Below are 21,034 nucleotides of genomic sequence, written 5' to 3'. Positions count from 1 at the left end.
ACATGAGCAATATCTAACAATTTAAACTTTGTTAGCTGTCTTTACTAAATTTACCAAGTTAAAAGTGTGACGCGCGTCACACTTCTGTTGTTTGGCTTGGTTAATAAAAGGTTGCGTTAGTTTTGGTCAAAAGAACTGGCATTTTTATCTTATACAGTTTTTACCACTAGTGCGTGATGTAACTCACACTGTTTGATTGTTTGTTTGTTATGTTGATTTTCCTTTTGTTTACCTTTTATTAACCATTGCTTGTGAATGGTTAATAAATTGCTCGATTGACGCTTGAAACGTGAAATTGCAGTATCGATACCAACGTCAGGAATAACAAATGACGTATATAAAAATAATTAGGTTAGGGAGTACAACATAATGAACAGACCATCTAAATTGGCCTCTGCAATCAAGTTTGGCTTGATTGCTTCGGTTTCAACCACTGCATTTGCAACATCTAGCATAGCCTTAGCTGAAGAAGCGGGTGCAGATGTAGAACGCATCGCTGTCACCGGCTCCCGTATCCAACGTCAAGATATGGAAACAGCTTCTCCAGTAACCGTTATTGGTGCTGAAGAAATTCGTGCTGAAGGTTTTACTACTGTTGACGAACTACTTCAAGCCCAAACATCTATGGGCGGTAAAGCAGTAGGTTCAAGCACTAACAACGGCGCAGACGGTGTAGCGCAGGTTGATCTACGTGGTATGGGTTCACAACGTACATTAGTACTTTTGAACGGCCGTCGTATGGTTAACTCTGGTTCAGGCGCAAACAGTTCTGTCGATCTTAACTCTATTCCTGTAGCAATGATTGCTCGTGTAGAAATTCTAAAAGATGGTGCTTCTGCAGTATATGGTTCTGATGCTATTGCTGGTGTAGTAAACATTATCACTAAGAAAGATTTCGAAGGCTTCCAAGTTGACGTTCAAGGCGGTATGACCGATAAGAGCGATGGCGAAAATGGCGAGATCAGCGCATTATACGGTTTTAACACAGATACTGGTAACTATACCTTCGGTGCCGCTTACTCAGAGCGTAAAGGTGTAATTCAATCTGATCGTGATTGGACTGATCCAGGTAATAGTTCATTCATTCCGAACGGTTCTTTGGGCGGTAAAGTTAAAGATGAGAATGGCAACTGGGTAGACCGTGAAGAAGGTTACGACTTTACTCAAGACAGTTTCTATCAAACACCAAGCAAGCGTTACAGCTTATTTGCAAACATGACTCAAGAGCTAGGCGATGACATCGTAATGACCGGTGACATCTTATATACCAAGCGTAAGTCAAACCAGCAATTAGCGCCGCAGCCAGCAAATATCATGTTAGATGTTTGTGAAGCTGGACAAGACCCTATGACATGTCTAGAACTTGATCAAGACATGATTGATGCGGGGATTACTCCAGATAAGAACGGCCAAGTTAACTACAGAAAGCGTATGAATGATGTAGGTCCTCGTATTTATAATCAGGATACTGATACATGGCGTATTTCAGCAGGTCTTGAAGGCTCGTTAGATATTAATACTGGTATGAACTGGGATGCTTCGTACACATACGGTAATAACAAAGCTAAGACTGGCGTAGAGAACTCAATTAACGCTAACTTGATGGCAGATGCTATCTATGCTGACCAAGATCCTTGGTTAACTGGCCAGCCAATGACGGATCAAGATCTACTAAACAGCGTTTCTTATGACGAGCAAGCTGACGGTGGTAACGAGCAGCATGTATTCTCAGCAGGTCTAAATGGTGAGTTATTTGACTTAGACGCTGGTGCAGTAGCATTCGCAATTGGTGCAGAGTATCGCTACGAGAGCGGTTACTATAATCCAGACCCAATTGTTGTAGCGGGTGAAAGTACAGCTGCTCAGCAAGATCCAACAGATGGTAGCTACAATGTTATCTCTGTATTCCAAGAAGTTAGCGTACCATTTACTGATAAACTAACCGGTGAATTTGCACTACGTTTTGATGACTACTCAACATTTGGTAATGCATCAACTTGGAAGATTGGTCTTACTTACGAAGCAACTGATGACTTAATGCTACGTACAGTAGCGGCAACAGGTTTCCGTGCACCAAGTGTAAGCGAGCTATATGGTGGTAACTCAGGTTCTTACGATTACCTAGTCGATCCATGGGGTAACGAAAAAGACCCACAGATCTTAGTAAACCGTACTTCTGATGAAGATCTTAAGCCTGAAGAGTCTGAGTCATACACTGCTGGTTTAGTTTACTCGCCAAGCTATGTAGATGGTATGTCGCTAACTGTTGATTACTGGCGCTTTAAAGTGAAGAACGCAATTACGCGTCTTGACACGCAAGCTGGTATCGATGCGTGTTATGCAGGTGACGCATCAGCTTGTGAAACATTCAACATTGGTGCAGATGGTGATTTGTCTAACTTGACCAACTCACTAACTAACGTTGGTTTCCAAGATACAAGCGGTATTGACTTCAACTTAGCCTATAACTTTGAGGCATTGAGCCTAGACTGGACCGTAAGCAACGATACAACTTACTTGTTGAACTTCGAGCAAGACGGTAAAGACTACACTGGTACAATCGATGGTAACTTCGGTGCTTACGCAGAAGTTCGTAACAACTTCAGCATCAAAGCGGGTCAAGATGACTGGACTGTAATGTACTTCAACCGTTATATCGGTGAAATGGATGACCTAGCAACAGGTGATAAGGTAGATTCTGTTCTTTACCACAACCTATCAGCATCTTACTTCATCAATGATGCTTGGATGCTAAGCGCTGGTGTTAAGAACTTTACTGATGAAGAGCCGTCAAAAGTTTCTAACGGTAGTGACGGCGGTACAGTACCAGAAGTTTACGATGTAATCGGTCGTACATACTTCGCTGGTGTAACCATGAAGTTCTAAATAGCATTTGCTATTTAACTTAAAGAAAAAGCGCCGAAAGGCGCTTTTTTATTGACTAAAATGAGTAGCTTAACCTAAACCATTTTCAGCTGAGCTCATTTGGATAAACTCAATTTTGTAGCCATCAGGATCTTCGACAAATGCAATTTCAGTTGTGCCGCCAGCCACTGGGCCAGCTGGGCGAATAACTTTACCACCGGCCGCTGCAATGGCTTCACAACGTGCGTAGATATCTTCTTCGCCAATTGCGATATGACCAAAAGCATTGCCATGATCGTAGCTCTCAGTGCCCCAGTTGTATGTAAGCTCAATTGCAGCGCTTCCTGTAGACTCTTCATCATAGCCAACAAAGGCTAATGTGTACTTATATTCGCTGTTTTCACTTTGTCTAAGCAGTTTCATGCCTAAAACTTGCGTATAAAATTCAATACTGCGTTCAAGGTTGCCAACGCGGAGCATGGTATGTAGTAGTTGTGCCATGTTAGATTTCCAACAAGTAGGGGAATAGTTGAGCCGAAGTATATCTAAATTCTCATTGATAGACACACTTTGTAAAAATTGAGCCAGATCAATTTCTTTAGTCAGTGCATGGATCACAAAATCTCTAAATTACTCTGAGAAAGTCCCATATTTCTTATACTATTAGTTAAGTATTTAAAGGAGAGCACTATGCAAACTGAACTAAAAATGTCACTCGGTCTTACTGCTGTGATTGCTGCGTTTTTAACTGTTTTCTTTATTTGTATGTACTAAAGCTATTTTGTTAGGTCGTGATATAAGTGAGAGTCTTACTTATAGAATGGCGTAACAGTTAGATAGTTAACAGCATAGAGATACAAAAAAAGCCGCAAATAGCGGCTTTTTTGTTTTTAGACTAAGGCGTGATAACAGAACTAATCTTCCGGATAAACCTTATCTTTGAACTCGCATAAATCCTCAATGATACAGCTACCGCATCTTGGCTTACGTGCTATGCAAGTATAGCGTCCGTGTAAAATAAGCCAGTGGTGAACATCGACTTTAAACTCTGCTGGCACCACTTTAAGTAGTTTGTTCTCTACTTCAACCACGTTTTTACCCATAGCAAACTTAGTACGATTAGATACTCGGTCGATATGGGTGTCTACCGCGATTGTTGGCCAGCCGAAGGCTGTATTGAGTACCACATTCGCCGTTTTTCTGCCGACGCCTGGCAGAGCTTCTAACGCTTCTCTGTTTTCTGGTACTTCGCCATTGTATTTTTCAACCAGGATTTCACAAGCCTTTACCACATTGATCGCTTTATTGTTATATAAACCGATAGTCTTAATATATTGCTTTAATCCCTCAACACCTAAGTCGGCAATCGCCTGAGCGGTATTAGCCACTGGAAATAACTTATCAGTGGCTTTATTCACGCTGACATCGGTCGCTTGAGCGGATAATGTTACGGCAACGAGCAATTCAAATGGACTAGAGAAATTTAGCTCTGTTTCTGGATGAGGATTATTTTCCCTAAGCCTTTCTAAAATTAAGCGGCGTTTTTCTGCGTTCATTTTTCACTCTCGTGTTGTTTTTATTATTCACTTGCACTGACGTTGATTTAATTAACCTTAGTGATGCGCGCGCGAGTAGGGACTTCTAATTCAACTTTAGGTTGCTTATTTGCCAAGTACTGGTCAATTACGTTCTTAAGGGCGATTAACAGACCCATGCCAATAAATGCACCAGGTGGCAGCATGGCTAATAAAAAGCTGGTATCAACTTGCCAGATTTGAATCGTCAGCGACTTAGCCCAATCACCTAATAGCTGATCAGCGCCATAAAATAAAGTGCCTTGGCCCAATATTTCACGACTTGCACCAAGTACGCAAAGTACTAATGTAAAGCCTACTCCCATCATTAAACCGTCAAATGCAGATTTAACCACATTATTACGTGAGGCATAGGCTTCGGCGCGACCAATGATCACACAGTTAGTCACAATCAGAGGCAAAAAGATCCCTAATGATAGATATAGGCCGTAGGCATAAGCGTTGATAAGCAATTGCACTGCGGTAACTAGCGCAGCAATGATCATTACAAACACCGGAATACGAATTTCTTTAGGTACAAAATCACGAACTAAAGAGACTAGAATATTTGAGCCAATGAGTACCAGCATGGTTGCTAACCCAAGGCCTAATGCATTGGTTAGGGTAGCTGTAACCGCAAGTAGTGGACATAAGCCTAATAGCTGTACTAAGCCAGGGTTATTTTTCCATAACCCTTGCTTGGCAACTTCTTTAAAATCACTCATTTCCTACCTCACAATTTGCAGGTGCAGACAGTAATGTGGCTTTATTAGCATTAAAATACTGAACGGCTTTTTTGACAGCTTTTACATAAGCACGTGGGGTGATTGTTGCGCCAGTAAATTGGTCAATCTCACCGCCATCTTTTTTAACGTTCCAACGCTTATCTTCATCTGACAGCAATAATAACCCATCAAAAGACTTAACCCAGTCAGACTTTCTCAGCTCAATTTTATCGCCAAGGCCAGGCGTTTCTTGGTGAGAGAGGGTGCGCACGCCTAACACTTCGCCTTCGTGACTAATGCCAATAATGACTTTGATATTGCCGTTATATCCATCAGGAGCAATGGCTTCAACGGCAATGGCTACACCTTTACCATTCATTGTAGCGATATAAGCAGGCAGAGTGTCTTCTGTACCTAAAAACTCTGCTGAGGTTAAACCAATACAGTGACCGGTTAATTCATTGTCATGGATGTCATCAGGAATGATCTGATGTAACACTCTAGCAAGCTCTTGCTGTTCTTGTTGCCTAATTTTGTCATAGGTAAATTGATTGACGATTGCAACTAGCCCGGTACAAAGCAGTGCGAATAAACCAAGTAATAAACCGTTTTTCAACATGGATTTTTTCAAAATAAAGTCTCTTTATCCTAATTGCCGGTTCTATGACCATATGTACGAGGTTTAACGTAATAGTCGATAAACGGCGCGCAAAGATTAGCAAGTAACACAGCAAATGCAAAAGCGTCAGGGTAGCCACCAAAGGTACGGATAACGTATACCAATACACCTATAAGTGCGCCAAAGATTAATCTACCGCGAATGCTGGTTGCCGCTGTAACAGGGTCTGTTGCAATAAAGAAGGCGGCAATCATGGTAGCACCAGAAAATAACTGAACTAGGGGGCCTACATGAGTATCAGGGCTGAGTAAGTAACCAAAGCTGCTACAGATAAACAGTGAGCCAATGATCCCTGCGCTGATATGCCAGCGTATAACCTTTAGTTTTAACATCACCAGGCCACCAACAAGGTAAGCCATATTTACCCAAAACCAACCAATACCAAAACCGTCAGAGAATATTGGTTTACTTAGGCTCTCGGTCATGGTTAATCCAAGTGCTAAGTCGGTTTTTACAGTATCGAGTGGAGTTGCCATTGCTAACCCGTCAAAACCTAACTTGTATTGGTTTAGCTGCTCTGCAGACATAGAACCAAATATAGCTTGCAGCGTCAGACTGATATCCATGGGATTTTGTGCGATAACTGTTGGTATTGACCAGCTGGTCATTTGCACAGGGAAGGAGATCAACAACATCACATAAGCAGCCATTGCTGGGTTAAAGATGTTTTGTCCTAAACCACCGTAAAGCTGTTTTACCAGTACGATAGCGAATAAGGTTCCTATAACAACTAACCACCATGGTGCGATTGGCGGTATGGCTACTGCGAGCAATATTGCAGTTAACACGGCACTGTTGTCGCTAATGGTTGGCATAATTGCGCGTTTACGTAATGCTAATACTGCGGCTTCAGCTGCAAGAGCAACAATGACAGCAAGAAGTATTTGCACTAGCACGCCGATACCAAAGAAATAGCTTTGAGCTGCGATCCCTGGTATCGCGCACATAATGACGCGGCGCATAACTGTTTGTGTTTGAAGTTTTACTTTCAAATGTGGTGACGAGGCTAACTTAAACGCCATTATTTATTCCTTTTCCTGCAATTTTGCCTGCGCTTTCTTCGCTTTTGCTTTAGCAATAGTGGCAGCAATACGGGCTTTCTTTTGCTGCTCAGCAGTTAAAATTGAAGCCGACTCTTCAACTAATGAAACAGATGCATCTGCTGAATTTTCAGCGTCAGTGCTGTCTTTAGTATTAACGATGTTACTTACCGTTTCTTGTCTGGTTTCAGATATTGCAGTTTCTATAGGCTCACTCACAGTTTCAGGTTCGATTGCCATATCTGTATCTTGAATCGATTGCTTAGCCTTTTCTGCAAGTTTTTTAGCTTTAGCACGAGCAACGGCAGCGGCTACTTTTGCCTTTTTGTCATCAGCGGCCGAAACTGTTTCAGCAGGTACTGCATCAGCTTCAGCAATAACATCAGCAGGCGCTGCTGTATTTCCTGTTAAAGCAGCTTGTTTCTTGGCTTTAGCACGAGCAACTGCAGCAGCAACTTTTGCTTTTTTGTCATCAGCGGACTGAGCTTTATCAGCAGTTGCTGAATCAGCTTCAGATTGAGCAATAGCATCATCTGGTGTTGCTGGATTTCCTGCTTTAGCCGCATCCTTTTTAGCTTTCGCACGGGCAATAGCCGCAGCAACTTTTGCTTTTTTATCATCCGCTGCAGGAGCTGTATTGGCTGAAACTGCATCTGTTTCAGATTGACCACTAGTGTTAGCAGTATTAGCGGCTTTAGCTGCATCTTTTTTGGCTTTAGCACGTGCAATCGCTGCTGCTACCTGGGCTTTTTTATCATTTGCATCCGCTGGAGCTGACTCCTTGTTTGCTGCTGCCTCTGAGGTAGGAGCTGCCGCGCCGGCCTTTTTAGCCTTAGCACGGGCAAGCGCTGCTGCAATCTGCGCTTTTTTGTCAGCAATATCGTTACTTGGAGCAGGCTCAGTACCAGCCTCAGCTGCTTTTTTAGCTTTAATTCTTGCCATCGCTTCAGCAACGGCATTTTTATCACCGCTAGACATACTGCCTTTACGTCGCTCAGCAGCTTCTTTAGCTTTGGCTTCACGGGCAAGCTTTTCATCTTCAAGACGTTTTAACCGAGCTTCGAAGCGCAATTTGGCGAAATCGGCTTGTTTCTTCTCTTCGTTTTGAGTACGAATTGCGGATTTAGCAATTCGGTAATATTCAACTAGTGGAATATCGCTTGGACAAACATAACTACAACAGCCGCACTCGATGCAGTCGTGTAAGTTAAAGCTAGCGGCTTTGTCATACTCTTCAGCTTTTGAGTGCCAAAAGAGCTGTTGTGGTAGCAATAGTGCTGGGCAGGCCACGGCGCATTCACCACAGCGAATACACGGCTTTTCAGCTACTGAATCAGCGATTTCAGAGCTATCGGGTAACAACAAACAGTTGGTACCTTTTAGCACAGGCGCGGAAATATCAGGTAACGAGTGTCCCATCATTGGGCCACCGATAATGATTTTATCGTTTGCTACGTTACCGTTGAAACCTAAGGTATCAAGAATGTGCTTCACTGGTGTGCCGATTTGCACCCAATAATTACCTGGCGTTTGGCTATTTAGACCTGTAACAGTGACAACGCGCTGGGTAAGTGCTTGTCCATTGGCTACAGCGTCGTTGATTGCGTATGCGGTTGCAACGTTTTGCACTAACATACCAAGTTGGGCTGGGATTGCTCCTGATGGTACTTCTTGACCTGTTAAGATCTGGATAAGTTGTTTTTCACCACCAGACGGATACTTGGTTGGCACGGCTGTAATGCGTGTCGTTCCGTTAGCTAACGTACTGCTATTGAGTGCATGTTGCATCGCGTCGATTGCTTCAGGCTTATTATCTTCAATAGCAATAATAATGCGCTTAGGTGAAATCAAACGCTGGATAATGGCAACACCCGCTAAGATCTCATCACTATGCTCACGCATTAATCGGTCATCGGAGGTGATATAAGGCTCACACTCAATACCATTGATGATAACTAGCTCAATTTCACTTGCTGGGCTTAGCTTAATGTGTGTCGGAAACGCTGCACCACCAAGACCTGCAATACCTGCTTGCTGAATAATTTTAAGAATTTCTTGGTTTGACAGTTCTGCATGGTGAGCATCAGTTTTAATGGCCTCATCGAGTCCATCAGCTTCAATAATACAGCTTAATACTTCAATACCGGATGCGTGATTGCTCGGCATTGGTTTAATTGCTGTGATTGTGCCAGAGGTCGGTGCATGTACCGGGCAGTAGGCGAAACTGGTTCCGCTAGTTAACGATTGGCCTTTTAATACTCGTTGATTAACTTCAACAGCCAGTAAAGCGCTATCGCCGACTTGAGTAAGCGGCAGCACAAAGTGCTTAGCAAGTGGTAACTGACCAATTGTAGTTTGATTCGATAATGATTTTAGCTCTGGAGGATGTACACCGCCGTGTGCACGCCACAGCGTTCCTTTATCAATTTGCTCTAATAAAGTTAACACAGCGTATCCTCTTGCAACTGTTTAACAGGAATAGCATTAAGCTGCCAATCCCAAGTTTTGGTGGTTTGTTCTACAGGCAACATATCAATACAATCGACAGGGCAGGGAGCAACACATAAGTCGCAGCCTGTACAATAATCCGTAATGACCGTATGCATGAGTTTGCCCGAGCCTAAAATGGCATCAACGGGGCAAGCTTGAATGCATTTAGTACAGCCAATACATTCTTCTTCACGGATGTAAGCAACCTTTTTAACTTGAACTTCTTCAGTTGCATTAAGTGGCTCAGGATCAACGCCCATTAAATCGGCAAGTTTTTCCATTGTAGCAGTGCCGCCTGGGGGGCATTTATTGATTTTATCACCGTTTGCGATTGCTTCAGCGTATGGGCGACAGCCGGGATAACCACATTGTCCACATTGGGTTTGTGGCAGTAATGCTTCAACTTGATCTGTGAGTGGATTACCTTCGACTTTAAATTTTTCTGCTGCGAAACCGAGTAAAACCCCGAATACGAGAGCGAGTATTGTCAGGACGACAATAGCAATAACAATACCTGACATGATTATTTAACCAATCCTGTGAATCCCATAAAGGCAAGCGACATTAGTCCGGCTGTAACCATAGCAATTGCGCCACCTTTAAACGGTGTTGGCACATCTGCTGCTGCCAAACGCTCACGCATTGCAGAAAATAGAACTAATACTAATGAAAAGCCAACTGCCGCACCGAAGCCAAAAATTGCAGACTCAATAAAACCGTGTTTTTCGTTGATATTAAGTAATGCCACACCAAGTACAGCGCAGTTAGTCGTGATTAGCGGTAAGTAGATCCCGAGCGCCCGATGCAAAGATGCACTGGTTTTTTGAACTAGCATTTCAGTAAATTGCACTACAACGGCAATAACCAGAATGAAACTCATGGTACGCAGGTAGCCGAGATCGAAAGGCAACAATAGATATTGATTGACTAGATAGCTAAGAATAGACGCTAGTGTCAATACAAAGGTTGTTGCCATTGACATACCAATAGCAGATTCGAGCTTGCTCGATACGCCCATAAATGGACAAAGACCGAGAAATTTTACTAGTACGAAGTTATTGACGAGCACAGTGCCAATCAATAAAAGGAGATATTCACTCATCTCTATTCAATTTTTTAGACAGAATTGACCCTATTATCGGCTTTTCCTTAGGTATTAACAACACATAGAAAGCATGGATAAAAGGTTTGCTTTATAAATGAGCAGTGTTAAGCGCTATTTTTGGCTTTATCGTCCAATAATAATGCAGTTGGCTTAGCAATATAAAAGCCTTGTAAGCCATCGATGAGCATCTGTTCCATGATGAGTTTATCTTCTTGATTTTCAACGCCAGTTGCTATCACTCGAATGGCAAGCTTACGAGCGATATCGATAATCATTTTGACGAAAAAGCGGTTTTGTGGATCCGAGCTAATACCTTGGGTATAGCTGTGATCGAGCTTGATAAAGTCCGGGCGAACTTCTTTGAAGAATTTAAATGAGGTAAAGCCTAAACCAAAGCGCTCAATAGAAACTCGTGATCCTACGCTATGTAACTCATTAATAAAGTGATAAGTGGCACTAAGGTTTGATTGCATGCCAGACTCATTAACTTCAAAAACTAACCGAGCTGCAATATGACGTTGTTGAATTAACATGTTTTTCAACCAAGTAACAAACGGCTTTTTGGTTGCCGACGCCGCGCTGATATTGATGCCAATCAGGCCTGATATGCTCGGGGATTGCAGTAATATTTGGATAGCGTTGAGTACAATCAGTTTGTCAATTTCTTCACTCATTCCGTGGCGCTCTGCCATGGCGATAACGGTGGTCGTAGGGAACAGCTTGCCTTCGTTATTGTAAAATCGAGATAAAAGCTCACGGTATGATTCGACATCGTTACGGCATGGGCGAATCGGTTGCACGTAGAATTTTACGGCTTTGCGTCTAATTAAATCACTGATCGCCACTTTCCAGCGACTTTCACCAAATAATTCATCACCGGTAAGCTTTTCTTGTACATGATAACTATTAGGGCCTAATGTTTGCGCAATGCTGACGGCAGTATCCGCTAGGGTCATTAATGAAACAGCATCTGTATCTTGTGAATAAGGAACTAAACCAATATGGGCAATTGAGGCGGTACCAACTTGTTGTTGGTACTCGTTAAAGCCAGTTTTTATCTGACTGGCAATCTGCGTTGATTGTTTAAGGTTAATATTGGGCAGTACAACGGCAAAATCCGCTGTTGAAATTCGGTAAAACAAGGCTTGGGAACAGTCTTTAAAAGCTGTTCTTAATTCATTGGCAATGCGCGATAAATAGTCATCACCACCTTCACGGCCAACCATTTGATTGATCGTGCCAAGTTCGGTTGCTTTTATGATGAATAAATTACCCACTTCATCTTGATTAGGCTTACAAATTTCATCTAGCTTTTCGGTAAAGCGGGCCCTAGTACCAAAACCGGTTACAGGATCTTGAAATGCAGTTTTACTGAGCTTGTCATTATCTTCTTGTAACTGGTTGATTTTTAGTTTTAGTGTTTGCTGGCTTTTCTCAAGCGAGGTTGCGATAACGCGATAATCACTTTTTAGGCGAGAAAGCTTAATTGCATCAAAAGAGAGATTCGCGAGATCTTCGATTTTGTTAGCGATATAACTAAGATTGCTTTTTTGGCGGCGAGTTAGCCATGCGTAACTGAGGCTGATGAGTAAGAAACTGCCCCAAATAATGATTAATTGCTGTTGAAAATGATTGCTTGCTTGGATGAGTAGCGGTTGATTAGAAAGTTTGACTTGCAGTCGGCCGGCGGCCAAAACGTGTGTTTCTGCGATGTTGCTGCTAAAAACAGATGCTAGCAGAGACGGAGCTGTGGCCTGTAAAGTACCGCGAGTATAATTATTATTACTATCAGTGGCATCGATATACTGAAAAAACTGAAAATCAACTTCAGGCTTCATTAAGGCATACAGTTCTGCGCCTTTGCCTTGCCATTGCTCTTGTTTGCTGATCTCTGCCACATAGCTTTTCAGCAAGTTTTTATTTTGCTTGTCCAAGTTTTGTTTCTCCTGCTGAAAACTCAACACTGTGAGTGCAGAAAAAATTAACAGTAGCAGTAATTGGAATAACTTGGATGTAGGCATAAGAATCCGTTCAATGCAAAATACTCTACCAAAGAGTAGATCAAATCTAATTGGCAGCATTATAAACAGATTTAAGGGTTGAATGTAACTTGTTTGTTATGGTGATTTTGTATGAATAACGGAAAGAGGGGGAAGCGATGATTTAGGTTGGCTCCCCAGACTGGACTCGAACCAGTGACATACGGATTAACAGTCCGCCGTTCTACCAACTGAACTACAGGGGAATCGATGTACCTATATACTAGCAATGTTAGGTTAAAGTGGCTCCCCAGACTGGACTTGAACCAGTGACATACGGATTAACAGTCCGCCGTTCTACCGACTGAACTACAGGGGAATCGTAATACTTTAACATTAACTTTTAAATAAAGTGGCTCCCCAGACTGGACTTGAACCAGTGACATACGGATTAACAGTCCGCCGTTCTACCGACTGAACTACAGGGGAATCGTAATACTTTATCTTTTAACTTTTTTACTATTAAAGTGGCTCCCCAGACTGGACTTGAACCAGTGACATACGGATTAACAGTCCGCCGTTCTACCGACTGAACTACAGGGGAATCGCAATACTTTAATTTTTTAACTTATCTTACTATATAAAAGTGGCTCCCCAGACTGGACTTGAACCAGTGACATACGGATTAACAGTCCGCCGTTCTACCGACTGAACTACAGGGGAATCGTATACTTTTATATTGTCTAAAAATGGCTCCCCAGACTGGACTTGAACCAGTGACATACGGATTAACAGTCCGCCGTTCTACCGACTGAACTACAGGGGATTCGCTATTTTTAGTGATACTTACTTAACTTTGTAAAAAGTGGCTCCCCAGACTGGACTTGAACCAGTGACATACGGATTAACAGTCCGCCGTTCTACCGACTGAACTACAGGGGAATTACTTTTTACTTTATTAGATAACTATCTAATTCAACTTAACTTGGCTCCCCAGACTGGACTTGAACCAGTGACATACGGATTAACAGTCCGCCGTTCTACCGACTGAACTACAGGGGAATCGTTTAAGTTACGTCTCGTTGAAGACGGAGCGCATATTAAATCGCTCTTACAATTGAGTCAACTCGACAAGGGAAAAAAAATGAAATTATACGCTTAAGTGGTCACCTAACGCGCATAATGATGACGAATGCAGCATTTTTGTTAAAATCTGACCAGCTTCAATATAAGCCTATGAGTTATGCCAAGTTTTCTATCGTACATATTTTAACTTATACGAGTATCGAGTCATGAGTTTTTCGAGTTAAGCGACATTTGTAGGAAACTTTCAGTTATCCATGATTGTGCTGATTATGCCGCTTGCTGCTAAAATGCCCAGTACAACAAGCTTTGCAAGAGTTATCCACTAAATCTGTGGATAAGCCTGTGGGTTAGTCATAAAAATCCTCGGCAAATGCCGATGGATAGGGACTTGGACTTAAATTGACCGAAATTTTCGATTGTTTTTTTTAACGAGCAAAAACAATGTGATGGAAAAATCAACAGTTAATTTAGTGCCAACTTCAAACTTGTTACAATCCTGTAATATAGTAAGCGTTTTATATTGTGAATTAATGCGGCCATTTCACTAGTGTTGACGCGAACGTTAGCCCAAAAGACTTACGCCTGATGGCGTTATAAAGTTTCATTGTGTAGCTGAAACTATAGCTGCAGGCGGCCTTTGCTTTGATAAGCAACGCCTTTTAGCGTTTGAAACAGCACTTTTGGCTAGTTATGGCTAGTGAGTTGTCAAGCAGGGGCAGTAGGTCATTGGTTGTTCTTCATTAACTAACGACTGTTACCTGCTAGGGCTATAGCTACAATGACTAATCTGTTATTCCTAATAACCAACAAATATCGAAAGCTAAGTGAGCAACCTTATAGTGATTGGGATAAATCGTCTTATTAAAAGGGCTTTAATCAATTGTGGCGCTCGGTTCGTATTGAAATTGATAAAACCGCGCCTTTATTAAGCAAACTAAGGTAATATAAAAGCTTATCTTTAAAAGGAACGCTCTGAGTGTCTGAATCTGTATTTCAATTAGAATCCTCGTATAAGCCTGCTGGCGATCAACCTACTGCAATTAACAAGCTCGTCGACGGTCTTGAGTCCGGTATCGCGTGCCAAACACTACTTGGTGTTACGGGCTCGGGTAAAACGTTCACTGTTGCTAATGTTATCGAAAGGATGTCACGGCCAACCATTATTATGGCGCCGAATAAAACGCTGGCAGCACAACTCTATGGAGAAATGAAAGAGTTCTTTCCCCATAATGCTGTTGAGTATTTTGTTTCTTATTACGACTATTACCAACCAGAAGCTTATGTACCTTCAACTGGCACCTTTATTGAGAAAGACGCCTCGGTTAACGCTCACATTGAACAAATGCGTTTGTCAGCAACAAAAGCTTTGTTAGAGCGTAAAGACGTTGTGTTAATTGCGTCGGTTTCTGCCATATACGGCTTGGGCGATCCTAAGGCCTATATGAAAATGCTATTGCATCTTAGAGAAGGTGCAATTATGGAGCAGCGCTCGATATTAAAGCGTTTAAGTGAGTTGCAATACACGCGTAACGATATAGAACTGCAACGTGGTACTTATCGTGTTCGTGGTGAAGTGATTGATATTTTCCCAGCTGATTCAGATAAACATGCCATTCGTATTGAGTTGTTTGATGATGAAATTGAACGTCTAAGTATGTTTGATCCGCTTACGGGGCATATCGTTAAACGTATTGCACGAACGACCGTGTACCCTAAAAGCCACTATGTGACGCCACGAGAATCAATTTTAGCGGCAACAGAAGAGATAAAAGAAGAACTTAGAGACCGTAAAAAGCAACTGCTTGAGCTAAATAAGTTAATAGAAGAGCAGCGGATCACCGAGCGGGTTCAGTACGACGTTGAGATGATGACAGAACTAGGTTACTGCTCTGGCATCGAGAACTACTCACGTTATCTATCGGGGCGTGCACCTGGTGATGGGCCGCCAACCTTGTTGGACTATTTACCTGAAGACGGTTTGCTTATCATCGATGAGTCCCATGTAACCGTGCCGCAAATAGGTGCAATGTATAAAGGCGATCGCTCTCGGAAAATGAACTTAGTGGAATATGGATTCCGTTTACCATCGGCGCTAGATAACCGTCCACTCAAATTCGAAGAGTTTGAAGCGTTAATGCCACAAAGCATTTTTGTTTCAGCAACGCCAAGTGATTATGAAATTGATAAGTCTGACGGTGAAATTGCAGAGCAGGTAGTACGACCAACCGGCTTACTTGACCCCGAGATTGAAGTTAGACCGGTAAGTACGCAAGTCGATGACTTATTATCTGAGATTGGTAAGCGTGTTGCTGTTAATGAGCGGGTATTGGTTACTACTTTAACTAAGCGCATGTCTGAAGATCTGACAGAGTATTTGGACGAGCACGGCGTAAAAGTGCGTTATCTACATTCTGATATCGATACTGTAGAGCGAGTAGAGATTATTCGTGACTTAAGACTAGGTATTTTTGATGTGTTGATTGGCATTAACTTATTACGAGAAGGCTTAGATATGCCGGAAGTCTCGCTAGTTTGTATTCTTGATGCTGATAAAGAAGGCTTTTTACGTTCAGAGCGCTCGCTTATTCAGACAATTGGCCGCGCTGCTCGTAATGTTAATGGTAAAGTGATCTTATACGGCGACCGTATTACCAAGTCGATGGACAAGGCGATAACAGAAACAAACCGCCGCCGCGAAAAGCAACATCAGTTCAACCTTGATAATGGTATTACGCCAAAGGGTGTGATGAAGAAAATCACAGACGTGATGGATGTTGGTGATACTACTGATATTTCCCAAGACAATCTTCAGCGAGTGGCGGAAGGTAAGGGGGATTATCATGTTAAACCTGCTGATATTAGCCATGAGATTGATAGACTTGAAAAGCAGATGCATGAACATGCTAAGAACCTTGAGTTCGAAGAGGCTGCTGCTATTCGTGATCAGGTGGGGCGATTAAGAGAGCAGTTTATAAAAGCTTAAGTTAGCCCCGTAAACAAAAAGCCAGCTTAATTTAAGCTGGCTTTTTAATGGGGTAGAAATACCGCTTAACAAGAATTTCTAATACTTTATATACTGATTGGTATTAAACCTCGTATTTACCGGCTGTACCTATGCTTTTACTGCCATAGTTTTGAACGCTATTGCAGTGAATACTCATGCTTTGTTCATTAAAATTGCTTTGAACCTAATACTGCCACAAGTTTAGTGGCTGTTAGCGCGAGAAGAGTCTTTTTTTAATATTACGAGGTAAGCTAGTATGATGACAGCACATGCAATACCACAAACCAAACCGACTAAATGTGCTTCGGTAGCTACGCGGGCATTAATTAACTCTGTAACCTCGGCACTGGCACCAAAGTATTGCTCGTAAGCCACTTTAACGATGACACCTAACAATAATAAATAACCAGACTTGTAGCCTTGGCGGATATCAAAAACAGCGCCATATGTAAAAAGACCATGCAGCATTCCGCTCAAGCCAACATAACCGATAAGCTCTGGATAAAAGCCAAGTAATCCCAGACCTTGTAACAGGCATAAGCAAGTAAATAAAAGCGCTAACCCTGTCATGCGGTAATACTGCTCGTGTAATGCCACTATTACCCAAAAACCTGCTAAGTTCATGAGTAAATGCCAAAAATTGGTGTGCAGCAAGTTACCCGTGATTAAGCGCCACCATTGGCCATCTAAGATAAAATATCTTTGATAAGCGAGCGTAGATGCAAAGTCTGCAAAATAAAAAATGCTGCATAAAACGCTAACAAGTAAAGCCAATATATAGGGGCTATTAGCCCCAAATTTAAGTTTGCTAAGATTAGTGGTTAGCAAGTATGAATTCCCTGTAGATGAAATATCCTTGGTGCTAGTTCTGCTTTAGCAAGATTTCTCCGCTAATTGTGCTTGAACTGTGTCTTTATTATTTAGGTAATCTTCAAGGCCACGCTTTCTTAAAAGACAAGCCGGGCACGTACCGCAACCATCGCCTTTAATGCCGTTATAGCAGGTTAGTGTTTCATGGCGGATAAGATCTAAGCTTTGTAGCTTATCGGCTAGCGCCCAAGTTTCCGCTTTATCAAGCCACATTAATGGTGTTGATATGGTTAGTTTCTTGTCCATACCTTGCTCAAGTGCGTTTTGCATGGCTTTGACAAAATCATTGCGACAATCTGGGTAGCCAGAGAAATCGGTCTCACACACGCCAGTGATCACGGTATCAGCACCCAGTTGATAAGCATAAATACCTGCTAAGGTTAAAAACAGTATATTTCTACCTGGAACAAAAGTATTAGGTAGACCGTTTTCCATGAGTTCATTTGAAACTGGTATTGAATCGCGAGTAAGCGCTGATATGGCTAGTTCATTGAGTAAAGTCACATCCATAACTTTGTGGCTCGCGAGTTTTAGTTTGCTACCTAACTCTTTTGCAATTTCAATTTCTTGTCTATGCCTTTGGCCATAATCAAAGGTAATGCCGTGCACCTCATCAAATTGTTGAAGGGCTTGAATAAGGCAGGTTGTCGAATCTTGACCACCACTAAAAACTACAACGGCTTTTGACATAATTAAATCTAATCTAGTAATAAATAAGACCTAATAGTTTAACGCAGGCGTCAGAGCTTTGAAACTACTTGGCTTTGAAACTACTTGCGGCTAAGGGCGAAATCCTCTATAACTTCGCCCCGGTTATCCAAGAGGCTATATGATGAAGTATCCAGTAAATGAAGTATTTGAAACCATACAAGGCGAGGGCACTTTCACCGGAGTTCCAGCCATTTTCGTTAGACTTCAGGGTTGTCCCGTAGGTTGCTCTTGGTGCGATACAAAACAAACTTGGGAGTTATTGGAGCAAAATCAAGTCGCTCCAGAGTTGGTGATTCAAGTTGACGGTACTATCGGCCGCTGGGCTGAATTAACGACACAAGAGCTAGTCGCTGCTTTTGAAGCGAAAGGCTTTAATGCAAAGCATGTGGTTATAACTGGCGGTGAGCCTTGTTTATATGACTTGACTGCCATGACGAAATACCTGCATAGCCAAGGCTATCAAACTCAAATTGAGACCAGTGGTACATTTGAAGTGTTATGTGACCAAGATACTTGGGTGACAGTGTCACCTAAGGTGAATATGAAAGGTGGTTACAAAGTATTAGATCAAGCATTGAACCGTGCCAACGAGATCAAGCACCCAATTGCCACGGAAAAACACATTGATGAGCTTGATGAATTGCTAGCTGATATTGATTTAAAAGATAAAACTGTCTGTTTACAGCCGATAAGCCAAAAGCCGCGTGCGACAGAGTTAGCTATGGCTACCTGTATAGCGCGTAATTGGCGTCTTTCTATTCAAACCCATAAGTATTTAGATATTGATTAATCAATATCGACATAAAAAAGCCCTTATATCTCTCGATAAAAGGGCTTTTTTGTAACTGTTATAAGCGCAACTATACATAGCTACTATATTTTTGATTAATGTTTGCGACTAATGTTTGTGACTAACGTTGTAGGCTAGGGCAAATCAGTGTGCTTGTGGTGCTAAATTGCTGCAATGCCTTTGTGTATGGTGTTAAGTCACCGATATTCTCAGCAATCCAATCTGCGTCATAATAAGTATCTAAATAGCGTTCGCCTGAGTCACAAATTAAAGTCACGATAGAGCCCGTTTCACCTTTTGCCACCATTTCACTTGCTAGTTGTAATACGCCATAAAGGTTCGTGCCTGTCGAAGCACCTGTTTTACGGCCGATGATATTTTCTAACCAATGAATGGTTGCGACTGATGCTGCATCTGGAATTTTACGCATTTCATCTACAACCCCTGCAATAAAAGAAGGCTCAGCTCTTGGTCGACCAATACCTTCTATTTTACTTCCATTGGCGCAGGTTACTTTGTTATCTCCGGTTTTGAAGTAATCAAAAAATACAGATTGCTCTGGATCTACAACACAAAGTTGGGTTGCAAGCCGTTGATAACGAATATAGCGACCTATTGTTGCTGATGTGCCGCCCGTACCTGGACTCATAACAATCCAAGACGGAATGGCATGTTGCTCTTTTTCCATCTGATTAAAAATGGAGTTAGCAATATTATTATTGCCGCGCCAATCGGTAGCGCGTTCAGCATAGGTAAATTGGTCCATATAGTGGCCGTTAAGTTCCTTAGCTAGACGCTCAGATTCGGCGTATATTTTACTTGAATGGTCAACAAAGTGGCACTGTCCGCCATAAAACTCTATTTGTTGGATTTTCTTTTTGGCTGTCGAGCTTGGCATTACCGCAATAAAAGGTAGCCCAAGCAACCTGGCAAAGTAGGCTTCTGATACTGCAGTACTGCCGGATGATGATTCAATTACAGTGGTGCCTTGTTTTATCCAACCATTGCAAAGGGCATATAAAAATAGTGAGCGGGCAAGGCGGTGTTTAAGGCTTCCCGTTGGGTGGGTACTTTCATCTTTTAAATAGATGTCGATACCTTTTAGGTTAGGAGTATCGAGTTTTATTAAGTGAGTATCGGCACTGCGCTGAAAATCAGCTTCAATTTTTTCAATTGCTTGATTTACCCAGGAATTAGTCACTTTATCGCCTCTGATTAATGCGGTTAGCGTTAAATCATAGTGAAAAGGGGCTGGGATTGGTAGCACTAAAATACTAGAGCACGATTATGGCTGGAGTATAAGTCTATGTTTAAGAATATGAATGTGTACAAACTAGGGTAGTTTGTTGTGAAGTGATGCGGTTAGTTTGGAAATAAATTTATTAGAAACGTTGAACTTGGGAAACAGCAAATTCACAAATTGATACTGTTATTTTAAATGTGAAATTTGAAATAGCAATTTGAAATAGGAGATTTGAAACTTAAAGGGAGCGATGAACAAAGTGGTGGAGGGAGAAGGATTCGAACCTTCGAAGGCTGAGCCGTCAGATTTACAGTCTGATCCCTTTGGCCACTCGGGAACCCCTCCACATTTATACTTCATCTTACTTTGATGTTGCGCACTGCATTGGCCTACAGTGTTTACTGCTTTAAAACGTTTGAACTAAGAAGTGGTGGAGGGAGAAGGATTCGAACCTTCGAAGGCTGAGCCGTCAGATTTACAGTCTGATCCCTTTGGCCACTCGGGAACCCCTCCACATTTTCTTACTTCTGTCTTGCTCACTGTAATTGGCCTACAGTGTTTACTGTTTTAAAACATTTGAACTTAAGAAGTGGTGGAGGGAGAAGGATTCGAACCTTCGAAGGCTGAGCCGTCAGATTTACAGTCTGATCCCTTTGGCCACTCGGGAACCCCTCCACATTTTCTTAACTTCGGTCTTGCTTGGTGTTACACACAATATTGGCCTATTGCGTTTGTTGCACTCACTTTGATTACAAAATGCAGTAGAAATGGTGGAGGGAGAAGGATTCGAACCTTCGAAGGCTGAGCCGTCAGATTTACAGTCTGATCCCTTTGGCCACTCGGGAACCCCTCCAGAGTATTTCTCTACAAATT

15 protein-coding genes and 12 tRNA genes are annotated in these 21,034 nt (G+C 42.1%); 3 read left to right on the top strand and 24 right to left on the bottom strand.

Annotated elements, in window-relative coordinates:
- The first annotated feature begins 369 nt into the window (after positions 1-369).
- On the top strand, positions 370-2,886 hold the full coding sequence (locus L2740_RS02720; RefSeq protein ID WP_248948495.1) for a TonB-dependent receptor: 2,517 nt from the start codon (positions 370-372) through the stop codon (positions 2,884-2,886).
- A gap of 69 nt (positions 2,887-2,955) precedes the next feature.
- On the opposite strand, the gene gloA is transcribed toward L2740_RS02720, so the two are convergent.
- From gloA to L2740_RS02635, 17 genes are all read right to left on the bottom strand, one after another.
- A complete protein-coding gene (gloA, locus tag L2740_RS02715) occupies positions 2,956-3,366 on the bottom strand; it encodes a lactoylglutathione lyase (RefSeq protein ID WP_248948494.1) in 411 nt (136 codons plus the stop codon).
- 413 nt (positions 3,367-3,779) lie between these two features.
- On the bottom strand, positions 3,780-4,421 hold the full coding sequence (nth, locus tag L2740_RS02710; RefSeq protein WP_248948493.1) for an endonuclease III: 642 nt from the start codon (positions 4,419-4,421) through the stop codon (positions 3,780-3,782).
- A 47-nt stretch (positions 4,422-4,468) separates the two neighbouring features.
- Positions 4,469-5,164: an electron transport complex subunit E gene (locus tag L2740_RS02705; protein WP_248948491.1), complete on the bottom strand. Its 696-nt coding sequence runs from the start codon at positions 5,162-5,164 to the stop codon at positions 4,469-4,471.
- Entirely contained in the window at positions 5,157-5,795 is a 639-nt protein-coding gene (rsxG, locus tag L2740_RS02700) for an electron transport complex subunit RsxG (protein ID WP_248948489.1), read from the bottom strand. The genes L2740_RS02705 and rsxG overlap by 8 nt, the downstream gene beginning before the upstream one ends.
- Positions 5,796-5,812: 17 nt before the next feature.
- Positions 5,813-6,865 (bottom strand): electron transport complex subunit RsxD, encoded by a 1,053-nt coding sequence (gene rsxD / locus L2740_RS02695; protein ID WP_248948487.1) that lies wholly within the window; start codon positions 6,863-6,865, stop codon positions 5,813-5,815.
- A 3-nt stretch (positions 6,866-6,868) separates the two neighbouring features.
- Entirely contained in the window at positions 6,869-9,331 is a 2,463-nt protein-coding gene (gene rsxC / locus L2740_RS02690) for an electron transport complex subunit RsxC (protein WP_248948485.1), read from the bottom strand.
- Positions 9,325-9,894, bottom strand: a complete 570-nt coding sequence (gene rsxB, locus L2740_RS02685; protein ID WP_248948484.1) for an electron transport complex subunit RsxB — start codon at positions 9,892-9,894, stop codon at positions 9,325-9,327. The genes rsxC and rsxB overlap by 7 nt, the downstream gene beginning before the upstream one ends.
- 2 nt (positions 9,895-9,896) lie before the next feature.
- The gene (gene rsxA / locus L2740_RS02680; RefSeq protein WP_012277028.1) at positions 9,897-10,475 is read right to left on the bottom strand and encodes an electron transport complex subunit RsxA; all 579 of its coding nucleotides are present in this window, start codon (positions 10,473-10,475) and stop codon (positions 9,897-9,899) included.
- Between the two features lie 107 nt (positions 10,476-10,582).
- A complete protein-coding gene (locus tag L2740_RS02675; protein WP_248948483.1) occupies positions 10,583-12,499 on the bottom strand; it encodes an EAL domain-containing protein in 1,917 nt (638 codons plus the stop codon).
- Between the two features lie 148 nt (positions 12,500-12,647).
- Positions 12,648-12,723 (bottom strand) — tRNA-Asn (locus L2740_RS02670).
- A 37-nt stretch (positions 12,724-12,760) separates the two neighbouring features.
- A tRNA-Asn gene (locus L2740_RS02665) sits at positions 12,761-12,836 on the bottom strand.
- 34 nt (positions 12,837-12,870) lie between these two features.
- Positions 12,871-12,946: transfer RNA gene (locus tag L2740_RS02660), tRNA-Asn, on the bottom strand.
- Between the two features lie 39 nt (positions 12,947-12,985).
- Positions 12,986-13,061 (bottom strand) — tRNA-Asn (locus L2740_RS02655).
- 43 nt (positions 13,062-13,104) lie between these two features.
- Positions 13,105-13,180: transfer RNA gene (locus L2740_RS02650), tRNA-Asn, on the bottom strand.
- Positions 13,181-13,207: 27 nt separating this feature from the next.
- Positions 13,208-13,283: transfer RNA gene (locus tag L2740_RS02645), tRNA-Asn, on the bottom strand.
- 40 nt (positions 13,284-13,323) lie between these two features.
- Positions 13,324-13,399, bottom strand: a tRNA-Asn gene (locus L2740_RS02640).
- A gap of 44 nt (positions 13,400-13,443) precedes the next feature.
- Positions 13,444-13,519: transfer RNA gene (locus L2740_RS02635), tRNA-Asn, on the bottom strand.
- A gap of 1,000 nt (positions 13,520-14,519) precedes the next feature.
- On the opposite strand from L2740_RS02635, the gene uvrB reads away from it, so the two are divergent.
- A complete protein-coding gene (gene uvrB / locus L2740_RS02630; RefSeq protein WP_248948481.1) occupies positions 14,520-16,526 on the top strand; it encodes an excinuclease ABC subunit UvrB in 2,007 nt (668 codons plus the stop codon).
- A 222-nt stretch (positions 16,527-16,748) separates the two neighbouring features.
- Here uvrB and rrtA read toward each other — a convergent pair whose 3' ends face one another.
- On the bottom strand, positions 16,749-17,321 hold the full coding sequence (rrtA, locus tag L2740_RS02625; RefSeq protein WP_420833498.1) for a rhombosortase: 573 nt from the start codon (positions 17,319-17,321) through the stop codon (positions 16,749-16,751).
- Between the two features lie 99 nt (positions 17,322-17,420).
- Positions 17,421-18,107 carry a 7-cyano-7-deazaguanine synthase QueC gene (gene queC, locus L2740_RS02620; RefSeq protein ID WP_248948478.1) on the bottom strand — a complete coding sequence of 229 codons (687 nt, stop codon included), beginning with the start codon at positions 18,105-18,107 and terminating at the stop codon, positions 17,421-17,423.
- Positions 18,108-18,249: 142 nt separating this feature from the next.
- Here queC and queE point away from each other — a divergent pair, with 142 nt between their 5' ends.
- Positions 18,250-18,918 (top strand): 7-carboxy-7-deazaguanine synthase QueE, encoded by a 669-nt coding sequence (queE, locus tag L2740_RS02615; protein ID WP_248948604.1) that lies wholly within the window; start codon positions 18,250-18,252, stop codon positions 18,916-18,918.
- A gap of 121 nt (positions 18,919-19,039) precedes the next feature.
- Here queE and L2740_RS02610 read toward each other — a convergent pair whose 3' ends face one another.
- The 5 genes from L2740_RS02610 to L2740_RS02590 form a co-directional block, all read right to left on the bottom strand.
- On the bottom strand, positions 19,040-20,119 hold the full coding sequence (locus tag L2740_RS02610) for a PLP-dependent cysteine synthase family protein (protein WP_248948476.1): 1,080 nt from the start codon (positions 20,117-20,119) through the stop codon (positions 19,040-19,042).
- A 302-nt stretch (positions 20,120-20,421) separates the two neighbouring features.
- Positions 20,422-20,506, bottom strand: a tRNA-Tyr gene (locus L2740_RS02605).
- A gap of 83 nt (positions 20,507-20,589) precedes the next feature.
- Positions 20,590-20,674, bottom strand: a tRNA-Tyr gene (locus L2740_RS02600).
- Positions 20,675-20,751: 77 nt separating this feature from the next.
- Positions 20,752-20,836 (bottom strand) — tRNA-Tyr (locus tag L2740_RS02595).
- Between the two features lie 93 nt (positions 20,837-20,929).
- Positions 20,930-21,014 (bottom strand) — tRNA-Tyr (locus L2740_RS02590).
- Positions 21,015-21,034: the final 20 nt, after the last annotated feature.

Origin of the sequence: Shewanella pneumatophori, assembly GCF_023283895.1 — a bacterium.
GTDB lineage: Bacteria > Pseudomonadota > Gammaproteobacteria > Enterobacterales > Shewanellaceae > Shewanella > Shewanella pneumatophori.
Note: the sequence above shows the minus strand (reverse complement) of the source record. Positions and strands in the feature narration are given on the sequence as shown.